This is a genomic window from Ancylobacter moscoviensis (assembly GCF_007559435.1).
Classification (GTDB): Bacteria; Pseudomonadota; Alphaproteobacteria; order Rhizobiales; family Xanthobacteraceae; genus Ancylobacter; species Ancylobacter moscoviensis.
The window spans coordinates 1,089,500-1,111,023 of sequence record NZ_VMBP01000001.1 but is presented as its reverse complement, the minus strand read 5'-3'; the positions used below and the strand labels follow the sequence as shown (position 1 = coordinate 1,111,023).

Annotated in this window: 17 protein-coding genes; 14 read left to right on the top strand and 3 right to left on the bottom strand. The window is 69.1% G+C overall.

From position 1 onward, the window contains the following. Nucleotides 1-60 precede the first annotated feature (60 nt). The 5 genes from FO470_RS05160 to FO470_RS19485 all read left to right on the top strand — a co-directional run bounded on the left by FO470_RS05160 (nt 61) and on the right by FO470_RS19485 (nt 5,143). The gene (locus FO470_RS05160; RefSeq protein ID WP_210244897.1) at nt 61-1,374 is read left to right on the top strand and encodes an aspartate aminotransferase family protein; all 1,314 of its coding nucleotides are present in this window, start codon (nt 61-63) and stop codon (nt 1,372-1,374) included. Nucleotides 1,375-1,387: 13 nt separating this feature from the next. After that, a complete protein-coding gene (locus tag FO470_RS05155; protein ID WP_144341801.1) occupies nt 1,388-2,326 on the top strand; it encodes an amino acid ABC transporter permease in 939 nt (312 codons plus the stop codon). Further along, complete coding sequence (locus FO470_RS05150; protein ID WP_272482965.1) at nt 2,323-3,111, top strand: amino acid ABC transporter ATP-binding protein; 789 nt, start codon at nt 2,323-2,325, stop codon at nt 3,109-3,111. Before FO470_RS05155 ends, FO470_RS05150 begins: the two co-directional genes overlap by 4 nt. A gap of 95 nt (nt 3,112-3,206) precedes the next feature. Further along, nucleotides 3,207-4,328 (top strand): acetylornithine deacetylase, encoded by a 1,122-nt coding sequence (gene argE / locus FO470_RS05145; RefSeq protein ID WP_144341800.1) that lies wholly within the window; start codon nt 3,207-3,209, stop codon nt 4,326-4,328. Then, nucleotides 4,325-5,143, top strand: coding sequence for a GNAT family N-acetyltransferase (locus FO470_RS19485; RefSeq protein WP_186291838.1), 819 nt, complete (start codon nt 4,325-4,327; stop codon nt 5,141-5,143). Before argE ends, FO470_RS19485 begins: the two co-directional genes overlap by 4 nt. A gap of 14 nt (nt 5,144-5,157) precedes the next feature. On the opposite strand, the gene FO470_RS05135 is transcribed toward FO470_RS19485, so the two are convergent. Then, nucleotides 5,158-6,276 (bottom strand): NAD(P)/FAD-dependent oxidoreductase, encoded by a 1,119-nt coding sequence (locus FO470_RS05135; RefSeq protein ID WP_144341798.1) that lies wholly within the window; start codon nt 6,274-6,276, stop codon nt 5,158-5,160. A gap of 114 nt (nt 6,277-6,390) precedes the next feature. On the opposite strand from FO470_RS05135, the gene FO470_RS05130 reads away from it, so the two are divergent. From FO470_RS05130 to FO470_RS05095, 8 genes are all read left to right on the top strand, one after another. Continuing rightward, on the top strand, nt 6,391-7,296 hold the full coding sequence (locus FO470_RS05130; RefSeq protein ID WP_144341797.1) for a LysR family transcriptional regulator: 906 nt from the start codon (nt 6,391-6,393) through the stop codon (nt 7,294-7,296). A 90-nt stretch (nt 7,297-7,386) separates the two neighbouring features. Further along, a complete protein-coding gene (locus FO470_RS05125; RefSeq protein ID WP_144341796.1) occupies nt 7,387-9,468 on the top strand; it encodes a hydantoinase/oxoprolinase family protein in 2,082 nt (693 codons plus the stop codon). Between the two features lie 4 nt (nt 9,469-9,472). After that, on the top strand, nt 9,473-11,458 hold the full coding sequence (locus tag FO470_RS05120) for a hydantoinase B/oxoprolinase family protein (RefSeq protein WP_144341795.1): 1,986 nt from the start codon (nt 9,473-9,475) through the stop codon (nt 11,456-11,458). Then, nucleotides 11,455-11,757: a (2Fe-2S)-binding protein gene (locus FO470_RS05115; protein ID WP_144341794.1), complete on the top strand. Its 303-nt coding sequence runs from the start codon at nt 11,455-11,457 to the stop codon at nt 11,755-11,757. Before FO470_RS05120 ends, FO470_RS05115 begins: the two co-directional genes overlap by 4 nt. After that, nucleotides 11,754-13,130 (top strand): FAD/NAD(P)-dependent oxidoreductase, encoded by a 1,377-nt coding sequence (locus FO470_RS05110; RefSeq protein ID WP_272482964.1) that lies wholly within the window; start codon nt 11,754-11,756, stop codon nt 13,128-13,130. The genes FO470_RS05115 and FO470_RS05110 overlap by 4 nt, the downstream gene beginning before the upstream one ends. A 102-nt stretch (nt 13,131-13,232) precedes the next feature. Next, nucleotides 13,233-14,696, top strand: coding sequence for an aldehyde dehydrogenase family protein (locus FO470_RS05105; protein WP_144341792.1), 1,464 nt, complete (start codon nt 13,233-13,235; stop codon nt 14,694-14,696). Nucleotides 14,697-14,810: 114 nt separating this feature from the next. Continuing rightward, nucleotides 14,811-16,250 (top strand): NAD-dependent succinate-semialdehyde dehydrogenase, encoded by a 1,440-nt coding sequence (locus FO470_RS05100; RefSeq protein ID WP_144341791.1) that lies wholly within the window; start codon nt 14,811-14,813, stop codon nt 16,248-16,250. A gap of 26 nt (nt 16,251-16,276) precedes the next feature. Then, entirely contained in the window at nt 16,277-17,128 is an 852-nt protein-coding gene (locus tag FO470_RS05095) for an aldo/keto reductase (RefSeq protein WP_144341790.1), read from the top strand. Between the two features lie 202 nt (nt 17,129-17,330). On the opposite strand, the gene FO470_RS05090 is transcribed toward FO470_RS05095, so the two are convergent. Further along, the gene (locus FO470_RS05090) at nt 17,331-18,314 is read right to left on the bottom strand and encodes an OmpA family protein (RefSeq protein WP_186291837.1); all 984 of its coding nucleotides are present in this window, start codon (nt 18,312-18,314) and stop codon (nt 17,331-17,333) included. A 121-nt stretch (nt 18,315-18,435) separates the two neighbouring features. Here FO470_RS05090 and FO470_RS05085 point away from each other — a divergent pair, with 121 nt between their 5' ends. Next, complete coding sequence (locus FO470_RS05085) at nt 18,436-19,557, top strand: helix-turn-helix transcriptional regulator (RefSeq protein ID WP_186291836.1); 1,122 nt, start codon at nt 18,436-18,438, stop codon at nt 19,555-19,557. Between the two features lie 269 nt (nt 19,558-19,826). Here the strand turns inward: FO470_RS05085 and FO470_RS05080 are convergent, their stop codons facing one another. Then, nucleotides 19,827-21,278: a GGDEF domain-containing protein gene (locus FO470_RS05080; protein ID WP_144341787.1), complete on the bottom strand. Its 1,452-nt coding sequence runs from the start codon at nt 21,276-21,278 to the stop codon at nt 19,827-19,829. Nucleotides 21,279-21,524 lie beyond the last annotated feature (246 nt).

Genomic DNA, 21,524 nt, shown 5'->3' with positions numbered 1-21,524 from the left:
GGAACTGACCGGAAACGGGGGCACGCGCGGCCGGCACTCTACGTTGCGAAGGCAGATCACATGTCCCTTATGGCGCAGTCCCCGAACCTCCAGGCCCCGGCGAACGCCTATCGCCCGCACCTCTCGCCGGCCCTGATGCAGGCAACGCCCCTCGTCGTCGACCGGGCCCTCGGCTGCCGGCTGTTCGACAAGGACGGCAATGCCTATCTCGACTTCACCTCCGGTATCGGCGTCACCTCCACGGGACATTGCCATCCGCGCGTGGTCGAAGCGGCGCAGCGGCAGGTCGGGCGGCTCATCCACGGCCAGTACGGCGTCGTGATGCACCAGCCCATGCTCGATCTGATCGACCGGCTGGGCGGGCTGATGCCCGACGGGCTGAACGCCTTCTTCTTCGCCAATTCCGGCGCCGAGGCGGTGGAATCCGCCGTCCGGCTCGCCCGCAACTACACCCGCCGGCAGAACATCATCGTGTTCCAGGGCTCCTTCCACGGCCGCACCTTCGGCTCCGCCGCGCTGACGACCTCCGGCGCGCGGTTTCGCTCCGCGCAGTCCGGCGCGCTGCCGCCCGGCGTCGTGGTCGCGCCCTTCCCCACGCCCTTCCGCTACGGCTGGGACCAGGAGACCGCCGAGCGCTTCTGCATCCGCGAGCTCGACCACATCTTCGCGACCCTGACCGCGCCCGCCGACACCGCCGCCATCATCGTCGAGCCGGTGCAGGGCGAGGCGGGCTACCAGCCGGGCTCACGGGCCTTCTTCGCGGCGCTGCGCGAGCGCGCCGACAAGCACGGCATCGTGCTGATCGCCGACGAGGTGCAGGCCGGCGTGGGGCGCACCGGCCGCTTCTGGGCGGGCGAGCATTTCGACATGCAGCCGGACATCGTGGTCTTCGCCAAGGGGATTGCCAGCGGCTTCCCCCTGTCGGGCATCGCCGCGCGGGAGGAGATCATGGCGGCCGCCCTGCCCGGCTCGCAGGGAGGCACCTTCAGCGGCAACGTCGTCGCCTGCGCGGCGGCCCTGGCGACGCTGGACGTGATCGCGGAAGAGGGGCTGATCGAGAACGCCGCCCAGCGCGGCGCGCAGCTCCGGGCCGGGCTCGAAGCCACCGCGGCGCGGCACAAGGCGATCGGCGACGTGCGCGGTCTCGGCCTCATGCAGGCCAGCGAATTCGTCACGCCGGACGGCGCCCCGGCCCCGCACCTCGCCAAGGCGGTGCTGAAGGCCGCCCTCGATCGGAACATGATCATTCTCGTCTGCGGTCCCTACGGCCACATCGTGCGCATGATCCCGCCGCTGGTGATCTCCGCCGACGAGGTGCAGGAAGCCCTGGACATCTGGAACGCCGCGGTCGACGAAGCGCTGGAGGCGCAGTGAGGTGACGGATGTGATGGACGGGACGAGGGCACGCGAGGAGCAGGAGAAGGACCGGAAGACGGAGGTCATCGTTCCGGCCCGCTACCCCGGCCGGTGGATCGCGGCAACGATCATCTTCGTCCTGTTCGCCAGCTTCGCCTATTCGGTCGCCACCAACCCCGGCTACCAGTGGGACGTCGTCTGGCAGTACCTCACCTACCGGACCGTCCTCGCCGGGCTCGGCTGGACGCTCGCGCTGACCGCGGCCTCGATGTTCATCGGCATCGTGCTGGGCATCGTCGCCGCGCTCATGCGCCAGTCGAGCAACCCGATCCTCTCGGTGGTGGCCGCCGGCTATATCTGGCTGTTCCGCGGCGCGCCGCTGATGGTCCAGCTCATCTTCTGGTACAACCTCGCCGCGCTCTATCCGACCATCGACATCGGCCTCCCCTTCCTGCCGCCGCTGGTGTCGCTGTCGACCAACGAGGTGATCACTCCCCTCGTCGCGGCCCTTCTCGGGCTCGGGCTCAACGAAGGCGCCTACATGGCGGAGATCGTGCGCTCCGGCCTGCTCTCGGTCGACGCCGGCCAGCGCGAGGCGGCGCAGTCGCTGGGCATGTCGCCGGCCCACACGCTCAGGCGGATCATCCTGCCGCAGGCGCTGCGGGTCATCGTGCCGCCCACCGGCAACGAGGTGATCGGCATGCTGAAGGCGACGTCGCTGGTCAGCATCCTCGCCTTTTCGGATCTGCTCTACTCGGTGCAGGGCATCTACGGGCGCACGTTCCAGACCATTCCGCTGCTCATCGTGGCGACGATCTGGTACCTCGTGGCGGCGACGCTTCTCTCCCTCGTGCAGCAATATCTGGAGCGCCGCTACGGGCGGGGCCATTCGCGGCGCGCGCAGGACGGGATGAGCCTGCTCATGGCGCCGCTCTCTTCCGCCCTGTTTCGCAGGGGAGCAGGCAAATGACCGCGACGCCGATGGTGCAGATCCAGAGCGTGTGCAAGCGCTTTGGCGAGGTCGAAGTGCTGAGCGACATCGATCTCAGCGTGGCGACCGGCGAGGTGTGCTGCCTGATCGGCCCCTCGGGCGCCGGCAAGAGCACGCTCATCCGCTGCATCAACCACCTCGAGAAGATCAATACCGGCACGATCGAGGTCAACGGGCATCTGGTCGGCTACGCGCGCAGGAACGGCCAGCTGCACGAGCTGACCGGCCGCGAGGCGGCCCGCTCGCGCGAGGACACCGCCATGGTGTTCCAGCACTTCAACCTGTTCCCGCACATGACGGTGCTGGAGAACATCACCGAAGCGCCGATCCATGTGAAGAAGGAGAGCCGGGCGAGCGCCGAGGCCCATGCCCACGCGCTGCTCGACCGCGTGGGCCTCGCCGGCAAGGCGCGGGCCTATCCCGGCGAGCTCTCGGGCGGCCAGAAGCAGCGCGTCGCCATCGCGCGGGCTCTCGCGGTGCGCCCGAAGCTCCTGCTGTTCGACGAACCGACCTCCGCGCTCGACCCCGAGCTGGTCAGCGAGGTGCTGGAAGTGATGCGCGACCTTGCCCGCGAGGGGCAGACCATGATCGTGGTGACCCACGAGATGGGGTTCGCGCGGGAGGTCGCGGACAAGGTGGCCTTCATGGATCAGGGCCGGATCGTGGAATATGGTTCGGCCGACGATGTGCTCGTACGGCCCCGCCTGGAACGCACCCGCGATTTCCTGGCGCGGGTGCTGCGCTCGCATGTCCCGCAGGCCTGAGGCGGCCTTCGGCATCCATCCCGATCCCGCCGCGCCTGCGCCGGGCCGCCGGACGAGCCGGCGCGCCGGCACCGCCGGCTTGTGAAAGACGTCCCATGTTGCCCGAGCCGATGCTTGCCCGCCTCGTGTCGTTCCCCTCCGTGGCCGGACGGCCCAACGGCGCCATCATCGGCTTCGTCCGGGACTATCTGGCCGGCCATGGCGTGGAGGCGCGGGTGCTGCCCGGCCCGGAAGGCGACCGCAGCAACCTCTTCGCCACGATCGGCCCGGCCGGCGTGCCGGGGCTCATCCTCTCGGGGCACCTCGATGTCGTCCCCGCCGAGGAGCCGCAATGGCTCGACGATCCGTTCGCGATGCGCGACCGGGAAGGGCGCCTGATCGGGCGCGGCACCTGCGACATGAAGGGCTTCGTCGCCGCCGTGCTCTCGGCCGTTCCCGATCTGGTGGCGATGGACCTGCCAGCGCCGATCCATCTGGCCTTGTCCTATGACGAGGAAGCCGGGTGCCGGGGCGTGCCGCATCTGCTGGCGCGCCTGCCGGATCTGTGCGCGCCCCCGCTCGGATGCGTCGTGGGCGAGCCGAGCAATCTCACGCCCGTCCTGTGCCACAAGGGCAAGGCCGCCATCCGGGTCGTGACCCGGGGCCGGTCGGGCCACAGCTCGCGCCCGGACCTCGGAAGCAACGCGGTCCACAAGCTGCTGCCGGTGCTGGAGGCGGTGGTCCGCACGGAAGCCGCGCTGCGCGAGGGTGCCTGCGATCCGCGTTTCGCCCCGCCTTATTCGACGGTGCAGGCGGGCGTCGTGCGGGGCGGACAGGCCATCAACATCATTCCCGACCGCGCGGAGATCGAGATCGAGGCCCGCGCCATCGCCGGCGTCGATCCGGTGGCGCTGCTCCAGCCGGTCCGCGCGGCCGCCGGAGAGGGCGCCGAAATCGAGGTGCTGTCGGCTTATCCCGCGCTGTCGCTGCCCGCCGACCATGCCCTTGCCCACCTGATGACCGGGCTGACCGGCAAGACGCCGCTGGGCGCGGTGAGCTACGGCACCGAGGCCGGGCTGTTCCAGCAGGCCGGCGTCCCGGCGATCATCTGCGGACCGGGCGACATCTCCCGCGCGCACAAGCCGGAGGAGTTTCTGACGCGGGACGAACTCCATGCCGCGCGGGCCCTCGTCGTCGCGCTGGCGCGGAAGGTGGCGCGCGGGGAAGGGCTGCGGTGAGCGCCGCCGAGCCGCCGCTCGTCGCCTTCGCCCCGGGCCATCTGGAAGGCGCACTGCGCCTCTCGCAGGAGGCCGGCTGGCCTCATCGCCTCGACGACTGGGCGCTGGTGGCGGCCGTGTCGCAAGGCGTGGCGGTTCTCGATGGCGACCGGGTCGCGGCAACCGGACTGTGCACGCTCTACGGGGAGCATGCCCGGTTCAGCATGGTCCTCGTCGGCAAATCCCTTCGCGGGAGAGGGATCGGCCGGCAGGTGATGGCGGCGCTCGCCGACCTCGCCGGGAACCGCTCCGTCTCGCTGGTCGCGACCGCCGACGGCAGGCCGCTTTATGAGCGGCTCGGGTTCCGGCCGACGGGCGCCATCGTCCAGTATCAGGGCCTCGTCCGCTCCCCGACCGGGACGGTCGGCAGCGTCCGCGTGGCCGAACCCGGCGCCACCGACGCGATTGCCGCCATCGACCGCCGGGCGACCGGCATGGACCGCTCGGCGCTCATGCGGTGCCTCGCGGATCGCGGCACCGTGCTGCTGGCCGAGGGCGGCTTTGCCGTGCTGCGCGACTTCGGCCGCGGCCGGGTCCTCGGACCACTCATCGCGCGGGACGAAAGCACGGCCGGGAGCCTGATCGCCGCCGCCGCCCGGCAATCGGAAGGGCAGCTCCTGCGGATCGATACGCCGTGCGGCGCCCGGCTCGGCCCGCAGCTGGAAACGCTGGGATTGTCGCCGGCCGGTGGCGGAACGGCGATGCGGAAAGGCCTGCCTCCGGCCGCGCCGGACGGTTTCAGCATCTATGCGCTGGCCTCCCAGGCGCTGGGCTGACGTGCCCCGGCCCCTCAGGCCGCGAGGCTGGGGCGATCGATCCGGAAATCGTCGAGCGGCGTCTCGCAGCGGCCCGTCACGATGAGCTCGGCCATGGCGTCGCCCACGCCGGGGCCGAGCTGGAAGCCGTGCCCGCAGAAGCCGAAGGCGTGGAACAGGCCGGGCGTCGTCGCCGAGCCCCCCATGACCGGCAGCATGTCGCGAACATAGCCCTCGCAGCCCGACCAGGTGCGGATGACCGCCACCTGCGCCAGCGCCGGCACCAGCCGCACGACGGCGCGCAGCTGTTCGGGCAGCCGGGCGGGATCGGCAACCGCGTGGCCCGGATCGAGGTCCACCGGCACGCGTTCCGCCGCCCCACCGAAGACGACGTTGCCGCGCTCGACCTGACGGAGATAGGCGCCATAGGCCTTGCTGCGCGTCCAGATGCCCACGACCGGCGAAATCCGGTGCGGCAGCGGCTCGGTCACGCCCATCTGCGGACCGCGCGCCTCGATCGGGACCGTCTCGCCGAAGAGGGCGGCGACGCGGGCGCCCCAGGCCCCGGCCGTGTTGAGCAGGCATTCGGCGGCGAACACGCCCTTCGAACTCTCCACCCGGAAGCCCGAGCCGGTGAAACCGATGCGGTCGACGCGGGCCTCCTCGACGATATTCACACCGAGCCGGCGCGCGGCGTCGGCGAAGGCGGGCGCCACCAGCCGGGGATTGGCGCTGCCGTCGCGCGGCGAGAAGGAGGCCGCGATCGCCTCCGGCCCCAGGCCGGGAAAGCGGGCGCGGATGTCCGACGGGCCGAGCTCTTCCAGATCGAACCCCCAGGGCCTCGCCGCCTCGGCATAGGCCCGCATATCGGCAAGGCTGCCCTCGTCGAAGATCAGGCGGATATGGCCGGTGGCGCGGAATTCCACATCCCGCCCCAGCAGCGCCTCGGCCTCCGCCCACCGCTCGCGCGAGCGATGGGCCAGCGGAAGCTGCGAGAGATGACGGCCGGTGCGCCGGATGTTGCCGAAGGAGGCGACGGTCGCGCCGGTGCCCACGCGGTGACGCTCGACGAGCGTGACGCGCGCGCCGCGGCGGGCGAGGAAATAGGCGGACGCCGTCCCCATCAGGCCGCCGCCGAGCACGATCACATCCATGGCGGCTTCTTCCGGGCACAAACCATCTTCGACCGCTGCGATCTTGTTCGCCGCGCTGCACTGCGTCAAAGATAGGTTTGGATCGAAACCATAAGCTGTACCTATGGAGTGGCAATGCGGGCGCGGCAGCTCGAGGTGTTCATCGCGGTCATGCGCGCGGGTACGGTGACCGCCGCGGCGCGGATGCTGAACATTTCCCAGCCGGCGCTGAGCCAGATCGTCCTGCACACCGAGGACGAACTCGGCTTCACGCTGTTCGAGCGCGTCAAGGGCCGCCTGCGCCCGACGCCCGAGGCGCTGGAGATATTCCCGGATGCCGAGCGGCTGTCGGTCGGGCTGGAAGGCCTGCGCCGCAAGACGGCGGACCTGCGCCTCGGCCGGGCGGGGCTGGTGCGGGTCGCGGCCTCCCCGCCGCCCGCCATGGCGGTGCTGCCGCGTGCCTTCACCGAGTTCCGGGCGCAGCACCCCAACATATTGCTGCGCTCCCACATCGCGCCGATCGCCTCGATCATCGACATGCTGCGGGCCGGCGACGCCAGCCTCGGCGTGGCGATGGACGACCGCCCGCCGCCCGATATCGAGGCCGAGGTGATCGGCCGCGTCGGCTTCGTCTGCCTGCTGCCGGCGGGACACCGGCTACGCGACAAGGACGAACTGACGCTGGCGGACCTCGCCGGGGAGGACCTGATCTCCTATCGCGGCAACACCCGCCCGGCGGACGAACTCGCCCACGCCGCCCGCGCCCAGGGCGTCACCTTCTCGCCGACGCTGGAGATCGACGTCTCGATCTCAGCGGTGGGCTTCGTCCAGGCCGGGCTCGGCGTCGCGCTGGTGGACGCGCTCCTGCCCTGGGCGCAGTTTGCCGGGCTCGTCGTCCGCCCGCTGGCGGCCAGCCCGGAATTCCCGGTGGCGCTGCTCACCTCCCGCGCCCGGGCGCTGTCGCGGGCCGACGAGATCATGCGCGACCATATCCGGACGACATGTTCCACCGTCCTGGGGGAGTGCGACGCGGGAGCATAAGCATGACTTATGTTCTTGCTCCTTATGCATCTTGGACCCGGCCCGTGCGGCCATGCCAGCTTCCGGTCAACAGACAGGAAGGGAAGCGTCATGGACGGTGCCATCGCTCGCAAGGCGCATGAGCAACACGAGGCCGACTGGAAGATCGGCGTCGACATCGGTGGCACATTCATCGATTTCTGCGCGCTCGACGCGCGCTCCGGGCGCGTGGCCTCGCTCAAGGTGCTGACCACCCCGGACGATCCGGGAGCGGAGCTGATGACCGGCATCACCCTGCTCGCCGAACGCGAGGGCGTCGATCCCGCGCAGGTGACGCGCTTCGTGCACGGCACGACGGTCGGCATCAACACGATCATCCAGCGCAAGGGAGTGCCGCTGGCGCTCTTCACCAATGCCGGCTTCGAGGATGTGATCGAGCTGGCGCGGCTGCGCATGCCGGACATGTACTCGCTCTTCTGCTCGCGCCCCGACCCGCTGATCCCGCGCGACATGATCTTCGGCATTCCGGCGCGCCTGCGGGCCGACGGCAGCGAATCCCGCTCCCCCGACATGGAGGCGGTGGCGCGGGCCGTGGCGGCCGCCAGGGCCAAGGGCGCGGAAGGGGTGATCGTGTCCCTGCTCCACTCCTGGCGCAACGCGGCCCAGGAAGCCGCCGTGAAGGCGGAGATCGCCCGTCTCGCGCCCGGCCTGTTCGTCTTCTCCTCGGCGGAGGTCTGGCCGGTCATCCGCGAATATGAGCGCACCTCGACGGCCATCCTCAACGGCTATGTCCATCCGCGCGTCTCCGGCTACCTGACCGCGCTGGAGGAGAGGCTGAAGAGCCGCGGCGTGCCGGCGCGCGCCATGCTGACCAAGTCGAACGGCGGGCTGATGAACGCCGCCGAGGGCAAGCGCGCCTGCGTGAACATGCTCCTGTCGGGGACCGCCTCGGGGGTCATCGGTGCTTCGTGGCTGGCGCGCCAGGCCGGAGAGGACAAGATCCTGACCCTCGACATCGGGGGGACGTCGGCCGATTTCGCGCTGATCATCGACGGCGAGGCCCAGTTCGGCACCGGCGAGCTGATCGGCGAGTTCCCGCTCTACATCCCCTCGGTGTCGGTGAGCTCCATCGGCATCGGCGGAGGCTCGATCGCCAGCGTCGACGCGCAGGGCGTGCTGCGGGTGGGACCGGAATCGGCCGGCTCCACGCCGGGGCCGGCCTGCTACGGCCGCGGCGGCGAGCGCGCGACGGTGACGGATGCGATGGTGGTCTGCGGCTGGCTCGGCCACAGCGACATGGCCTATGGCCAGCTGCGCATCGAGGTCGACCTCGCCCGCCGGGCGGTGGGCGAGCTGGCGGCGAAGCTCGGCCGGCCGGTCGAGCAGACGGCGCAGGCCATCCTCGACATCGCCGTCTCCGAGATGTTCGTCGAGGTGGAGAAGCTCGCCTCGCGCTCGGGCGTGGACCTGCGCGACTTCACGCTGATGCCGTTCGGCGGCGGCGGACCGATGCTCGGCGCCTTCCTGGCCCGCGAACTCGGCATGAAGCGGGTGATGGCGCCGCGCCGGCCCGGCGTGGTGTCCGCGCTCGGCGGGCTGGTGGCGGATCTCCGGGGCGACTTCATCCGCACCGTCTTCACGCCATTGTCGAAGGCGTCCCTGCCGGGCATAGGCGAGGCGTTCGAGGCGCTGGCGCGGGAGGGCCGCGAGTGGCTCGCGGCGCAGGGCCACGCCGGCGCGGCCGACCTGCGCCCGTCCTGCGACATGCGCTATGCCGGCCAGAGCTACGAGATCGAGGTGCCCCTGATGCCCGCATGGCTCGCCGGCGGCGATATCGCGGCCATCGAGCGGGCCTTCCACGAGACGCATGAGCGCATCTACGACTTCCACGATCCCGACGGCGAGATCGAGCTCGTGAACGTCCGCCTGTCCGCCGTCGGCGCGGGGCCGGCGTTGTCCTTTCCGCAGGTCGAGGAGACCGACGCGCCCGCCACGCCGGCGCGCCGCCTCCCCGTCTACACGGGCAGGGACGTCGAGACGATCGACCTCTACGACCGGCAGGACCTTCGTCCGGGCAGCGGCTTCCACGGGCCGGCCGTGGTCGTGCAGGAAGACACGACCTTCGCCATTCCCGCCGGCATGCAGGCGCGCGTGGATCGCCATCTCAATCTTCTGCTGACCTTCCCGGAGTGATGTCGTGTTTGACCGGACAAACCTGCAGGTTCTGGCGAACCATGCCCGCGCGGCGGCCGAGAACATGGCCCACACGCTGCACCGCACCGCGCACTCGGCCTTCGTCAAGGAGACGCAGGACTTCACGGTCATGCTGATGGACCATTCGGGGGCCACCTTCGCCGTCCCGATGGAACTCGGCGCGACCTGGTATCCCGGCCTCTCCTATGCGCGGGGCATCGCCATGGTCGGCGACTACCGGCCCGGGGACGTGGCCTTCACCAACGACCCCTATTCCGGCCACGTCGCCACCCACGCGCCCGACACCCATCTGTGGAAGCCGGTCTTCGTCGACGGCGAGATCGTCGCCTGGACGGGCGGGCACATCCACAACACCGACATGGGCGGCGCGGTGCCGGCCTCGCTCAGCCGGGCGCTCACCGAGATCCATCAGGAAGGCATCCGCTTTCCGCCGATGAAGCTCGTGAAGGAAGGCGTCTTCGACGAGCAGATCCTGCGGATCATGAGCACCAATGTCCGCAAGCCGGACCTCAACATCGGCGACATCAAGGCCCTGGTCGGCGCGCTCAACACCGGCGAGCGGAAGATCCAGGCCATGGTGCGGAAATTCGGCAAGGCCGCCTTCCTGGAGGGCGTTTCCGCCCTCATGGACCATGCGGAGGCGCAGGCGCGCGACGTGCTGCGCTCCATGCCCGACGGCACATGGGAATTCGCCGACTATGCCGACGAGGACTCGGTCGAGGCCAACCCGTGCCGGCTGAAGCTCCGGCTGACGATCAAGGGCGACGAGGCGGTGCTGGACTTCACCGGCTCCGACCCGCAGCTCGGCTCCTCGCTCAACGTGCCCTCGGGCGGAGATCCGCGCCACACCATGCTGCTGGTGGGCGTCTACTACGTGCTCTACACGCTCAACCCCAAGATCCTGCTCAACACCGGCCTTACACGCCCCTTCACCTGCATCACGCCGCGCGGCTCCGTGCTGAACCCGGTGCACCCGGCGGCGGTCGGCATGCGCTCCCTGACCTGTGCGCGGCTGCGCTCGGTGATCTTCGGCGCCTTCTCGCAGGCGGTGCCCGAGCGCCTGCCGGCGGCGCCGGCCGGCAACAACTGCATCGTCAACGTCATGACCACGGACGAGCGCACCAGCCGCACCATCATCGCGGCGGTGAATCCGGTCGTGGGCGGCGGCGGGGGCATGCCCCATCGCGACGGCACCAACGGGTCGGGCGCGGATGCCGCCTATCTCAAGAACACCCCCATCGAGATCACCGAGACCGAGACCCCGGTCGAATTCGTGAGATACGGCCTCGCGCAGGACAGCGGCGGCGCCGGCCGGTGGCGCGGCGGGCTGGCGACCGAAATGGCGTTCCGCGTCTTCGCGCCGGATTCGAAGATCACCGCCCGCAACCGCGACCGCAGCTTCTTCCGCCCGTGGGGCGTGCTCGGCGGCAAGGCGGCGGGACTGTCGGACATGGTGGTGAATCCGGGAACCGAGCGCGAGCGGCGGCTGGGCAACATCGACACCGCCGTCCTGCAGCCCGGCGACGTGCTGGAAATCCGCTCGGCCGGCGGCGGCGGGCGCGGCAATCCCTGCGAACGCGAGCCCTGGCGGGTCGCGCAGGACGTGCGGCGCGGCTACGTCTCTTTGGCCGCGGCGGAACGCGACTACGGCGTCGCCATCCGCGAGGGAGAGGTCGACGAACAGGCCACGGCCTGGCTACGGGCGCGCCAGCAGCCGGCGACCGGCCATTTCGACTTCGGACCGGAGCGCGAGGGCTACGAAGCCCAATGGACGCCGGCGGCCTATGACCGGCTCAACGCCATTCTCGACGGCCTGCCGATCCACTGGCGGTTCTTCACCAAGACGGAGATCTTCCGCCGGATGGAGGGACGATCCGGGCCGGAGGGCGTGCAGAACGCCTTCGAGGCCGTGTGCGAGCGCTTCCCGGAACTGCCGCGTCCCGACCGGACGCGCGAGGCCGCGGAATGATCAGCGACGGCCGCATCGTCCGTCTGGCGGAGCGCGACCGGCCCCCGGTGCGCTTCTCGCTGGACGGGGTGCCGTGCCATGCGCTCGAGGGCGACACGGTGCTGACCGCCGTCCTGGCCTCGGCACGGGCGGTGAGGGTGTCCGAATTCGGCCCCGAACCGCGCGCCGGCTTCTGCCTGATGGGGGCATGCCAGGATTGCTGGGTCTGGCAGGAAGAGGGGCCGCGCCTGCGGGCCTGCTCCATGCCCATCGCCGAGGGCATGCGCCTGCGCACCCTGCCGCCGGAGGACTGGCCGTGACCGCCGCGCGCGAGGCATCGCGACCGAAGGTCGTGATCGTGGGAGCCGGCCCCGCCGGCATGAGGGCGGCCGAGACGCTGGTCGGAGCCGGGCTTCATCCCGTCATCATCGACGAGGGCGCACGGGCCGGCGGGCAGATCTATCGTCGCCCGCCCGAGGGCTTCACCCGCAGCCCCGAACAGCTCTACGGGTCGGAAGCGGCGAAAGCGCGTGCGCTGCACGCCCTCTTCGACCGGATGGCCGCGGACGGCCTGCTGACCCATCACCCGCGCCGCTCGGTCGTCGCCGTGCGCGATGGCCAGCTGCACGTGCTCGCCGAGAACGGCGTGCAGGCGATCGGATATGACCGGCTGATCCTCGCCACCGGGGCCTCCGACCGCGTCGCCCCGGTGCCCGGCTGGCAAAGCGCCGGCGTCTACAGCCTCGGCGCGGCGCAGATCGCTCTCAAGGCGCAGGGCGTGGCCCTCGGGCGGCGGATCGTCCTCATGGGAACCGGACCGCTGCTGACTCTCGTCGGCGCGCAACTCCTGAAGGCGGGTGCGCAGGTGGCCGCCGTGCTGGACACCTCGCCCTGGCACCAGCAAATGAAAGGTTTGCCGGGGCTCGCCGCGCGGCCGGCGGTCATGCTGCGCGGGCTGGTCCTGCGGGCGCGGCTCGGCACCCGCTATCGTGCGGGCGTCGTGCTGGAGCGGATCGAGACCGATCCGGACGGGCCGGTCGCCGTGCGCTGGCGCGATTCCGGCGGCCGGGAGAACCGCACCGAATGCGACATGGTGGGCATGGGCTGGCATCTGAGGGCGGAAACGCATCTCGCCGATCTGACCGGTTGCGCCTTTTCCTATGATCGGCAGTGGCACCAATGGCTGCCGCAGGCCGACCGGCTCGGCCGAGCCGGAAACGGGATCTATCTGGCCGGCGACGGCGTGCGCCTGCTCGGCGCCGACGGCGCGGAGACCGCCGGACGCCTCGCGGCGGCGGCATGCCTCGCCGATCTCGGACGGCAGGCCCCTGCGGTCGACGCCGGACTGCGGGAACTGGCCCGGCTCGAGCGCTTCGCCAGAGGCGTGTCGCGCGCCTTTCCGTGGCCGGCGGCGATGACCCGCGGCCTGCCGGACGACACCATCGTCTGCCGGTGCGAGAACGTGACCGCCGGCATGGTGCGCGCCAGCGTGGCGCTCGGCGGCGGCGAGGCCAACCGGGTGAAGTCGCTCTCGCGCCTCGGGATGGGGCGATGCCAGGGACGCTATTGCCAACTGGCCGGAGCCGATCTCGTCGCGGCGCAGGCCGGGTGCTCGCCCGACGCCGTCGGCCGGTTTCGCGGGCAGGCGCCCGTCCGGCCGACACCGATCGGCGCGCTTCTTCATGAAGGCTGATGCCGTGCCGGCGCGCATGCCGGAGCTCACGGTGTCGGATCTTCGCCAGAAAGGATGATCGATGGCCGGCGCCCGTCGCGCCGCATCGGGAAAGGAACTGCCATGTCGCTTTCGTTCGATCCGCGAACACTCGCCCTGCCGGCCGGGCATTTCATCGGCGGCTCCTATGTCGAGGGGACGCCGGCGATCGAGGTGCGGGCCCCCTCGGACGGCCGCACGCTGGCCGACATCCCGACCGCCGACGTCGGGACCGTCGATCGCGCGGTGCAGGCGGCCAAGGCGGCGCTGGCCGGCTCGGGCTGGGCTTCGGTGCGCCCGCGCGAGCGGGTGCGGGCGCTTCATGCCTGGGCCGACCTGATCGAGGCCGAGGCGGAGACGCTGGCGCGGATCGAGGCCGTCGCCTCGCCGCGTCCGATCGCCGAAGCGGTGACCGGCGACGTGATGATCGCCGCCGAGCAGATCCGCTTCTTCGCCGAGTTCGCCGACAAGGAGTGCGGCGACCTGGTGCCGACCGCCGACACGCAGATGGGCTTCATCGCCTCCGAGCCCTACGGGGTGGTCGGCGCCATCACCGCCTGGAACGTGCCGCTCGCGCTGGCCGGCTGGAAGCTCGGCCCGGCGCTGGCGGCAGGCAATGCCGTGGTCCTGAAGCCCTCCGAGATGACGCCCTTCTCGACGCTCCATCTCGCCGAGCTTTCCGTGCGCGCCGGCCTGCCGGCGGGGCTGGTCAACGTCGTCCTCGGCGACGGCCCGACGACCGGGGCCGCTCTCGTCGCCCATCCGGAGATCGGCAAGATATCGTTCACCGGCTCGACGCGGGCGGGCGGCGCGATCATGGAGAACATCGCCCGCACCGGCATCAAGCCGCTGACCCTCGAACTGGGCGGCAAGTCGCCCCAGCTCGTCTTCGCCGACGCCGATCTCGACCTCGCCGCCCGCTGCATCACGCGGGGCATTCTGGGCAATGCGGGCCAGGGCTGCGTCGCCGGCTCGCGCGTCATCGTCGCCCGCGAGGTCGCCGACGAACTGGCGGAGCGCATCGCGCAGAAGATGAAGGACATCACGCCCGGCCCGACATGGGACGAGGCGACGACCTATTCGCCGATCATCTCGGAAAAGCAGCTCCAGCGCATCGACAGCATCGTCGACGGCGCACGTCTGGCCGGCGCCGAGGTGCTGTGCGGCGGCGGGCGGATCGAGCGGGAGGGCAGCTTCTACCAGCCGACCATCCTTGCCGGGGTCGAGCGCGGCTCGGTGGCGCTGGCTGAGGAGATTTTCGGCCCGGTCCTCACCCTGCAGGCGTTCGACACGGAGGAGGAAGCCCTCGACCTTTCCCGGCATCCGACCTACGGCCTGTGCTCCGGCCTGTTCACCCGCGACCTGTCGCGCGCCATGCGCCTGGTGCGGAAGATCGAGGCGGGCGCCGTCTGGGTGAACCGCTACGGCCGCTCGCGGGACCATATCCTGCCCACGGGCGGCTGGAAGGCCTCGGGCCTCGGCAAGGATCTCGGGCGCGAGGCCTATCTCGCCAACCGGCGCACGAAATCCGTGCTGATCGATCTCTAGCGGGATCGAACGGCCCCTCATCGGACGCGGCCGACGTGGAACGTCATTCAAATGTGCTCGTTGCGGGCGCGGGCTGCGGACACCGCAGCCGTCCGCGGGGCGATGGAGACCCGGATGCAGCTCGAAGACACGAACCTTTTTCGTGAAGCCGCCCTGATCGGCGGCGCGTGGATATCCCGTGCCGACATGCCGGTGCACGATCCGGCAAGCGGCAACGTGCTCGGCCACATGCCGGACTGCACCGCCGCCGAGACGGAAGCGGCGATCGCGGCCGCCGCCAGGGCCCTCAAGCCCTGGAAGGCCCGCACCCACGCCGAGCGGGCTGACCTGCTCATGAAATGGTACGAGCTGATCCTCGCCCACGAAGAGGATCTGGCGCGGATCCTCACCGCCGAGCAGGGCAAGCCGCTGGCGGAAGCGCGCGGGGAAATCCGCTATGGCGCGAGCTTCGTCCGATGGTTCGCGGAGCAGGCGCGGCGCATCGACGGCACACTCATCCCCTCGCCGGTCCCCGGCAAGCGGATCCTCGCGATGAAGGAGGCGATCGGCGTCTGTGCCATCATCACGCCGTGGAACTTCCCGAACGCGATGATCACCCGCAAGGTGGCGCCGGGGCTCGCGGCCGGATGCACGATGGTGATCAAGCCTTCCGACCTGACGCCCTATTCGGCGCTGGCGCTGGGGGTGCTGGCCGAACGCGCGGGAATTCCCGCCGGCGTCGTCAACATCGTGACGGGCCGGCCCGAGAACATCGGCGCCGCCCTGACGGCGAGCCCGACGGTGCGCAAGCTTTCCTTCACCGGCTCGACGCGCGTCGGCGCCCTGCTGATGGAGCAGTGCGCGCCGACCCTGAAGCGGCTGTCGCTGGAGCTCGGCGGCAATGCGCCGTTCATCGTGTTCGACGACGCCGATCTCGACGCCGCGGTCGAGGGCGCCATGGCGTCGAAGTTCCGCAATGGCGGCCAGACCTGCGTCTGCGCCAACCGCATTCTCGTGCAGGCCGGCATCCACGACGCCTTCGTCGGGAAGCTCGCGGCACGGGTGAGCGCGCTCAAGGTCGGGCCCGGCATGCAGCCGGGCGTCGATATCGGCCCGATGATCAACGCGGCCGCCATCGCCAAGATCCGCCGGCACGTCGAGGACGCGCAGGCGAAGGGCGCGCGGCGCGCGACACCCGCCCGGGAGCTCGACCCGAACTATGCCGATCCGCTCGTGCTGACCGGGGCGACCACCGACATGCAGCTCGCCTCGGAGGAGACGTTCGGTCCGGTGGCGCCGATCTTCCGCTTCGAGACCGAGGAGGAGGCCCTCGCGATCGCCAATGCGACGCCCTATGGTCTGGCGGCGTATTTCTACACGCGCGATCTGGCGCGGGGCTTCCGCGTCGGCGAGGCGCTGGAATTCGGTCTGGTCGGGCTCAACACCGGCCTCGTCTCGCACGAGGTTTCGCCCTTCGGCGGCGTCAAGGCCTCGGGCCTCGGCCGGGAGGGCGGGCAGGAAGGCATCGAGGAATATCTGGAAACGAAGACCTTCCATGTCGGGGGGCTCGCCTGAGCCGGAACGACGGATCGGAGATCGCCGTGTCGTCCCATGACTGTGCCTCCATCCTCGCGAAGGGTGTCCGGATTCCGCAGATCGGGCTCGGAACCTGGCAGCTCCAGGGCGAGGCGCTCACACGGGCCGTGCATGCGGCGGCGGAGGCGGGATATCGCCATTTCGATACCGCGCCGCGCTACGAGAACGAGGCCGGCCTGGGCGCCGCGCTGCGCGGCACCGGGCTCGGACGCGACAGCTACTTCCTGACGACGAAGGTCTGGCACACGGAGCTGGCCGCGCCGGCGCTGCTGCGCTCGGCGCAGGCCAGCGTCGAACGGCTGGGCGTCGGGCCGGTCGACCTGCTGCTCATTCACTGGCCCAATCCCGCCGTGCCGCTTGCCGAGACCATCGGCGCGCTTCGCGAGGCGCAACGCATGGGCCTTACCCGCAACATCGGCGTCTCCAACTTTCCCCTGCCCCTCCTGGAGCAGGCCATCGCCCTCGCGGAAGGCGGGCTGCTGGCGCAGCAGTGCGAATATCACCCACGTCTCGACCAGTCGGCGCTGATCGCGCGCTGCCGCCGGGAGGACATGGCCTTCGTCGCCTATGCACCGATCGGAAGCGGGCAACTGCTCGAAAACCCGGTGGTGACCGCGATGGCCCGCGCGCATGGCCGCAGCCCGGCGCAGATCATGCTCCGCTGGCATGTCCAGCAGGGTGTCGTCGCCATTCCCCGCTCGCGTGATCCGGCCCGCATCGCCGAGAACATCTCCGTCATGGACTTCGCGTTGAGCGCGGCGGAAATGGCCGCGCTCGGCGCGCTCGCGGCGCCACGGGGGCGAATATTCGACCCGGAATGGGCCCCCGCGTGGGACGATCCCTCCGCCGCCTCCTGAAGGGCTTCCGGCCCGCCCGCGTCGTACCCGCGCCCGCCGTCGCGACCATGATCGACATCGCCCGGCGTTGCCCGCCACAAAATCTCCGCTTAACGCCCCCTGTCGCGCGAGTCATTGAAGAATAAGGCGGACGTTCCTCTTGCTGGCGAGAACGCCCGCCTTACCTCTGCCGCCCCTCCTGCCTGATGGACGCCGCCCAGCCTCATCGGCGGACGAGTTCCACGCGTCGGTTCTTGGCCCGGCCCTCTTCTGTCGCATTGCTGGTGACGGGCTGTTGCGCGCCCTTTCCGATGGGCGTCAGCCGCGCAGAAGCCACGCCGTAGCGCCCCGACAAGGCCTGCGTAACGGCCTGGGCGCGTCGCCTCGACAGGTCCAGATTGTAATCGGCCCCGCCCTGATCGTCGGTATGCCCCACAACATCGAGGGCGAGTGAGGAATCGGCTTTCAGCAGGCTCGCGATCTGTTCGAGCTGAGCCGACGACTCCGGCCGGATCTCTGCCTTGTCGAAGTCGAAGGTGATACCGTAGAGATTGACGAGCCCCTTGTCCGTTAGCTCCTTGCGCAAGGTGTCCGCCTCTACCACCACAATCTGGTTGGTCGGCATCTCCGCCCCCTCCACCACCTTGATAATGATGTAGCCCGGCAGCTCGGTGCCGCCGGAGAGCGCCATGGCGATGTGCGTGCGGCCCTCCGCCTCGTCCTTGAACCCATAGATGTAGCGGGCCTTGTCGTCCTTGACGACGTTGCGCACCACCCGGCCCTCGATGGGAGGCATGTTGACGGGTGTGTCCAGCAGCAACGCGAGCGAGACGCCGGGCTCCGGCTCGCCATTGACGAAGCAGTCCCCCTTGGCAACGGCGCAATCGAACTGAACCGTCACCCCTTTCTCCTTCATGCTGTCCACGAAGTTGCGGCGCATGGCGAGCGCGCTAATCCCCGAGGGAAGCTTGTAATAGAGATAGCGGATACGCCCTTCCAGCAGGCTCCAGCCCGGCCCCTTCACATCGCGGGGCGAGGCAACCACGGGCCCGGTGATCATGTAGGTCTCGTCATATTCCGTCGTCTTGTCGCCGACCTGCTCGCTGCCCTGGTAGCGGCCGATCAGGGGATGATCGGCGGCAGAAGCGGCCGGCGCAGAGCTCGCAAGAACGGCGGCAACGGCCAGCGCGAAAAGTGAAACTCTCATGAGAAGCCTATCGAAATTCCTGAACGCGAATGGGTGATCCGATAGACGCTGATCATAAGATGCCCCTAACCTGATGCCTCCACCATTTGGTGGATACGAAGCGGGATGCGGAAAAGGCAGGATGTCATTCATAACCAACGATAGATTGTCCGCCTTGATCGGAAGCATCTATGATTGCGCTCTCGACCCCGGCCTTTGGCCGCGAGCTCTGGACGAGATTTGCCGGGAACTCGACCTGCGCACCGGTGTCGTCAGCTTGATCCGTCTGGCTGATAGTCAGCCCATGCTGGCCGCCGCCACCGGTTTCGAACCGGAATGGATCAGCCGGCTTGATCATTACTCCGATGGGCTCGTGAACCTTTGGGGAGGCGAGGCGACCATTCAAGCGCTACCGCTGGACGAACCGGCGGTCCTGTCCAAAATCAATCCCCGTGCCATCGACGAGTACTCCGACGACCCGTTCCACCTGCAGTTCAACCGGCCCCAGGGCTTCGTCGATGCCATCGCGGTCGGCGTCAGCCGCGACACGCAGGCCGTCGGGACCATCGGGTTCAATCGCCATCGCGATGTCGGGTTGATCGGCCCACGGGAAACAGAAGTCATGCGCCTGCTGGTGCCGCACCTGCAAAGGGCGGTCACAGTGAGCCGTGTCCTCGATATGCAGAAGATCGCGGCACAGAACATGGAAGTGGTGCTCAACGCGCTGCGCATTCCCATCGTCCTTGCCGCACGTGATCTTCGCGTCCTGTTTGCGAACAGAGCGGCCGAGCGGATGTTCGCCGCGAAGGCAGGCCTCGCCTGCCTGGCCGGGCGCCTGCAAGTTCTCCAGCCGGGCGTCCAGCGCGCATTGGAAGGCGCCGTTGCCAAGGTCTCGCAACAAGGCGCTGCGACCCAAGCTGCTCCTTTCGGCATTCCTCTTGCCGCCACGGAGGGTGAGCTGCGCAGCGTCCACATCCTGCCGCTGACGCAGGAAGAAACCTTCGCCCTGATCTTCTCGCCTCGTCATCTCGGCATGGAAAGCTCCGCGGCGATCCTTTCATCCCTCTTTTCCTTGACGGCGGGAGAAACCCGCGTGCTCGAGCAGATCCTGACCGGACGCACGGTTCAGGAAACAGCCCGGCATCTGGACCTCGGCGTCAGCACCGTTCGCACCCACATGCTGCACATTTTCGAGAAGACCGGCGTGCATCGCCAGGCGGAGCTCGTTTCGCTGGCGGCCTCCTTCGCACCACTGCGCAATTGACCGAAGGCTTCTGCCTTGCTCGTGTCAGAACCATCGGAGCCGGCGATAAAGCCGCCGCCGCGTAACCCACAGCGCCGCGTAGGAAAGCATGCCGCCGCACCCGCCTCGAGGGGCGACCGGGCACATAGCCCCAGCTCGCCTCGTGCCACGCCCTATCCAGCGAGATCAGCAGCACCTTGATGTCGCGCGCGGATCACCGTCTTAGGCGGCGAGCGCTTAGTCCATCTCGGCTTCCCATTGGGTGGGTTGCTGACGGGCCATCCCGGAGATCAATTGAAGTTCAAGACCTCATAACGGTTCCGGCCTTGATCCTTCGCCCTGTAGAGCGCGATGTCTGCACCCGCGACCAGCCCCGAAATATCCGTCGGAGCTTCGTTGGCGAGGGCGACTCCAACGCTTACGGTCGTGGCGATTTCGGTTCCGTCTGGGAGCGTCACCCGCGTGGCCGAGACTGTGTCGCAAATGCGGGCGGCCATGGCCTCCGGCGACCCGTCCGCTACATCTTCAAGGAAAACACAGAACTCCTCCCCACCGAGCCGTCCCAAGGCATCGCCTGTCCGCACGCTTGACCTCATGGCTTGGGCGACCGCCGCCAGTACGAGATCTCCGGCGGCGTGGCTGTGCCGATCGTTTATCATCTTGAAGTGATCGATATCGATCATCAGGATCGCGACCGGGAGTTTGCTCCGGGCGAGCCGCGGCAGGGTGTCCTGCACATGGGTGTAAAATCCAGTCCGGTTCAGCAGACCCGTGAGATAGTCATGAGTTGCGAGCCTCTGGAGTCGAGCGACCAGTTCATTGCGCGATGCCATCACGGTCGCGACGACCAGCGGAGCCAAGGCTACGAGCGTGACACCTGCGCGGAGGGAAAGCAGATCTTCGCGGCTGCCGATGTCCACGGCGACATGCAGATAGCCGGTCGAAATCGCCAGCAGTGTCCATGCGCAGAAGAGGAAGGCGAGCACCGCATTGGCGAACAGGCCGTAGGTGACGGCACACCAAAGCAAAGCCGGAACCGGAAAGGCGACGGAGCCGGGGCCTGGCAGGAGCAGGGAGGCAATTGCTGAGAGTAGAACCGCGGTGCCCGGCAACAGTCTGGCGGCTCTTTGGATCGTAAAGATCGGCCGCAAACGGGCTTTCCGTACGCCGCCCCCGTTCCATTTGAAATCCAAGGGCAGCGTCAGCATGAGCGGCAGGAACGCAACATAGTTCACCATCTCCGTGACGAACCAGAATGCCCACCCGCCCAGCGCGGATCTCCCGAAAACGATCGGGTCGATCAGTGCGCCAACGAAACCGGCCATCGCTGAGGCCAACACGACGATCACGATGAGGTAGAGCACGGAGAACGGTCGTGTTAGCCGACGGTCCTGCTCTGACACCCGCTGAAACAGGATGTAGCCGGTCGCGACGCCGGCCAGATTTGCTCCAGTCAGGTAGAGGGTCAGCAGAAAACTGCCCCCGGTGAGAAGATCCGCCACGAGATAGCCGGGAATTGCCGCGCACCAACCCTGCCATGTCGCGAAGGCGGGATACCTGACGAGCAGGCCCAGCAGCAGAGCATTGGCAGGCCAGAATGCCGCGAGCTGCCCGGCCGGCCGCGTAACGATGCCGAGAAGCGCCCAGGAACACACAGCTATGCCGAGTGCGACGGCATAGAGCGGTGCTCCCCACTCATGAGGTTCATTTTCACGCTGGTTCACGGCGGGTGCGACCGACATGAAAGGGATTTTAGATCGCCCCACTCCGTTCGCAAGCTCTCGTTGAGTGATCGCGCGCGCCGCAACCTATCTCCGACGAAAATTCCGGTTGCGGGCTCGCGATTCAACGCTGTGCAGCCCATCCAGTTCGTTCGGCATGGCCCCCTCTCTCCGCAAAAAGGAAGCGGCGGGTCCGCCGACCTTGCTACGTTGTCCCATGAACAAAATCGAGGATCACGCCCGAGCGATATGCGAGATTGGACTGCT

What these genes read in the sequence shown, in the direction of transcription:
- FO470_RS05150 (WP_272482965.1), top strand. Translation starts at nt 2,323, where the DNA reads ATGACCGCGACGCCGATGGTGCAGATCCAGAGCGTGTGCAAGCGCTTT.
- FO470_RS05085 (WP_186291836.1), top strand. Translation starts at nt 18,436, where the DNA reads ATGTCATTCATAACCAACGATAGATTGTCCGCCTTGATCGGAAGCATC.
- FO470_RS05115 (WP_144341794.1), top strand. Translation starts at nt 11,455, where the DNA reads ATGATCAGCGACGGCCGCATCGTCCGTCTGGCGGAGCGCGACCGGCCC.
- FO470_RS05090 (WP_186291837.1), bottom strand. Translation starts at nt 18,314, where the DNA reads ATGAGAGTTTCACTTTTCGCGCTGGCCGTTGCCGCCGTTCTTGCGAGC.
- FO470_RS05080 (WP_144341787.1), bottom strand. Translation starts at nt 21,278, where the DNA reads ATGTCGGTCGCACCCGCCGTGAACCAGCGTGAAAATGAACCTCATGAG.
- argE (WP_144341800.1), top strand. Translation starts at nt 3,207, where the DNA reads ATGTTGCCCGAGCCGATGCTTGCCCGCCTCGTGTCGTTCCCCTCCGTG.
- FO470_RS05100 (WP_144341791.1), top strand. Translation starts at nt 14,811, where the DNA reads ATGCAGCTCGAAGACACGAACCTTTTTCGTGAAGCCGCCCTGATCGGC.
- FO470_RS05135 (WP_144341798.1), bottom strand. Translation starts at nt 6,276, where the DNA reads ATGGATGTGATCGTGCTCGGCGGCGGCCTGATGGGGACGGCGTCCGCC.
- FO470_RS05125 (WP_144341796.1), top strand. Translation starts at nt 7,387, where the DNA reads ATGGACGGTGCCATCGCTCGCAAGGCGCATGAGCAACACGAGGCCGAC.
- FO470_RS05130 (WP_144341797.1), top strand. Translation starts at nt 6,391, where the DNA reads ATGCGGGCGCGGCAGCTCGAGGTGTTCATCGCGGTCATGCGCGCGGGT.
- FO470_RS05155 (WP_144341801.1), top strand. Translation starts at nt 1,388, where the DNA reads ATGGACGGGACGAGGGCACGCGAGGAGCAGGAGAAGGACCGGAAGACG.
- FO470_RS05105 (WP_144341792.1), top strand. Translation starts at nt 13,233, where the DNA reads ATGTCGCTTTCGTTCGATCCGCGAACACTCGCCCTGCCGGCCGGGCAT.
- FO470_RS05160 (WP_210244897.1), top strand. Translation starts at nt 61, where the DNA reads ATGTCCCTTATGGCGCAGTCCCCGAACCTCCAGGCCCCGGCGAACGCC.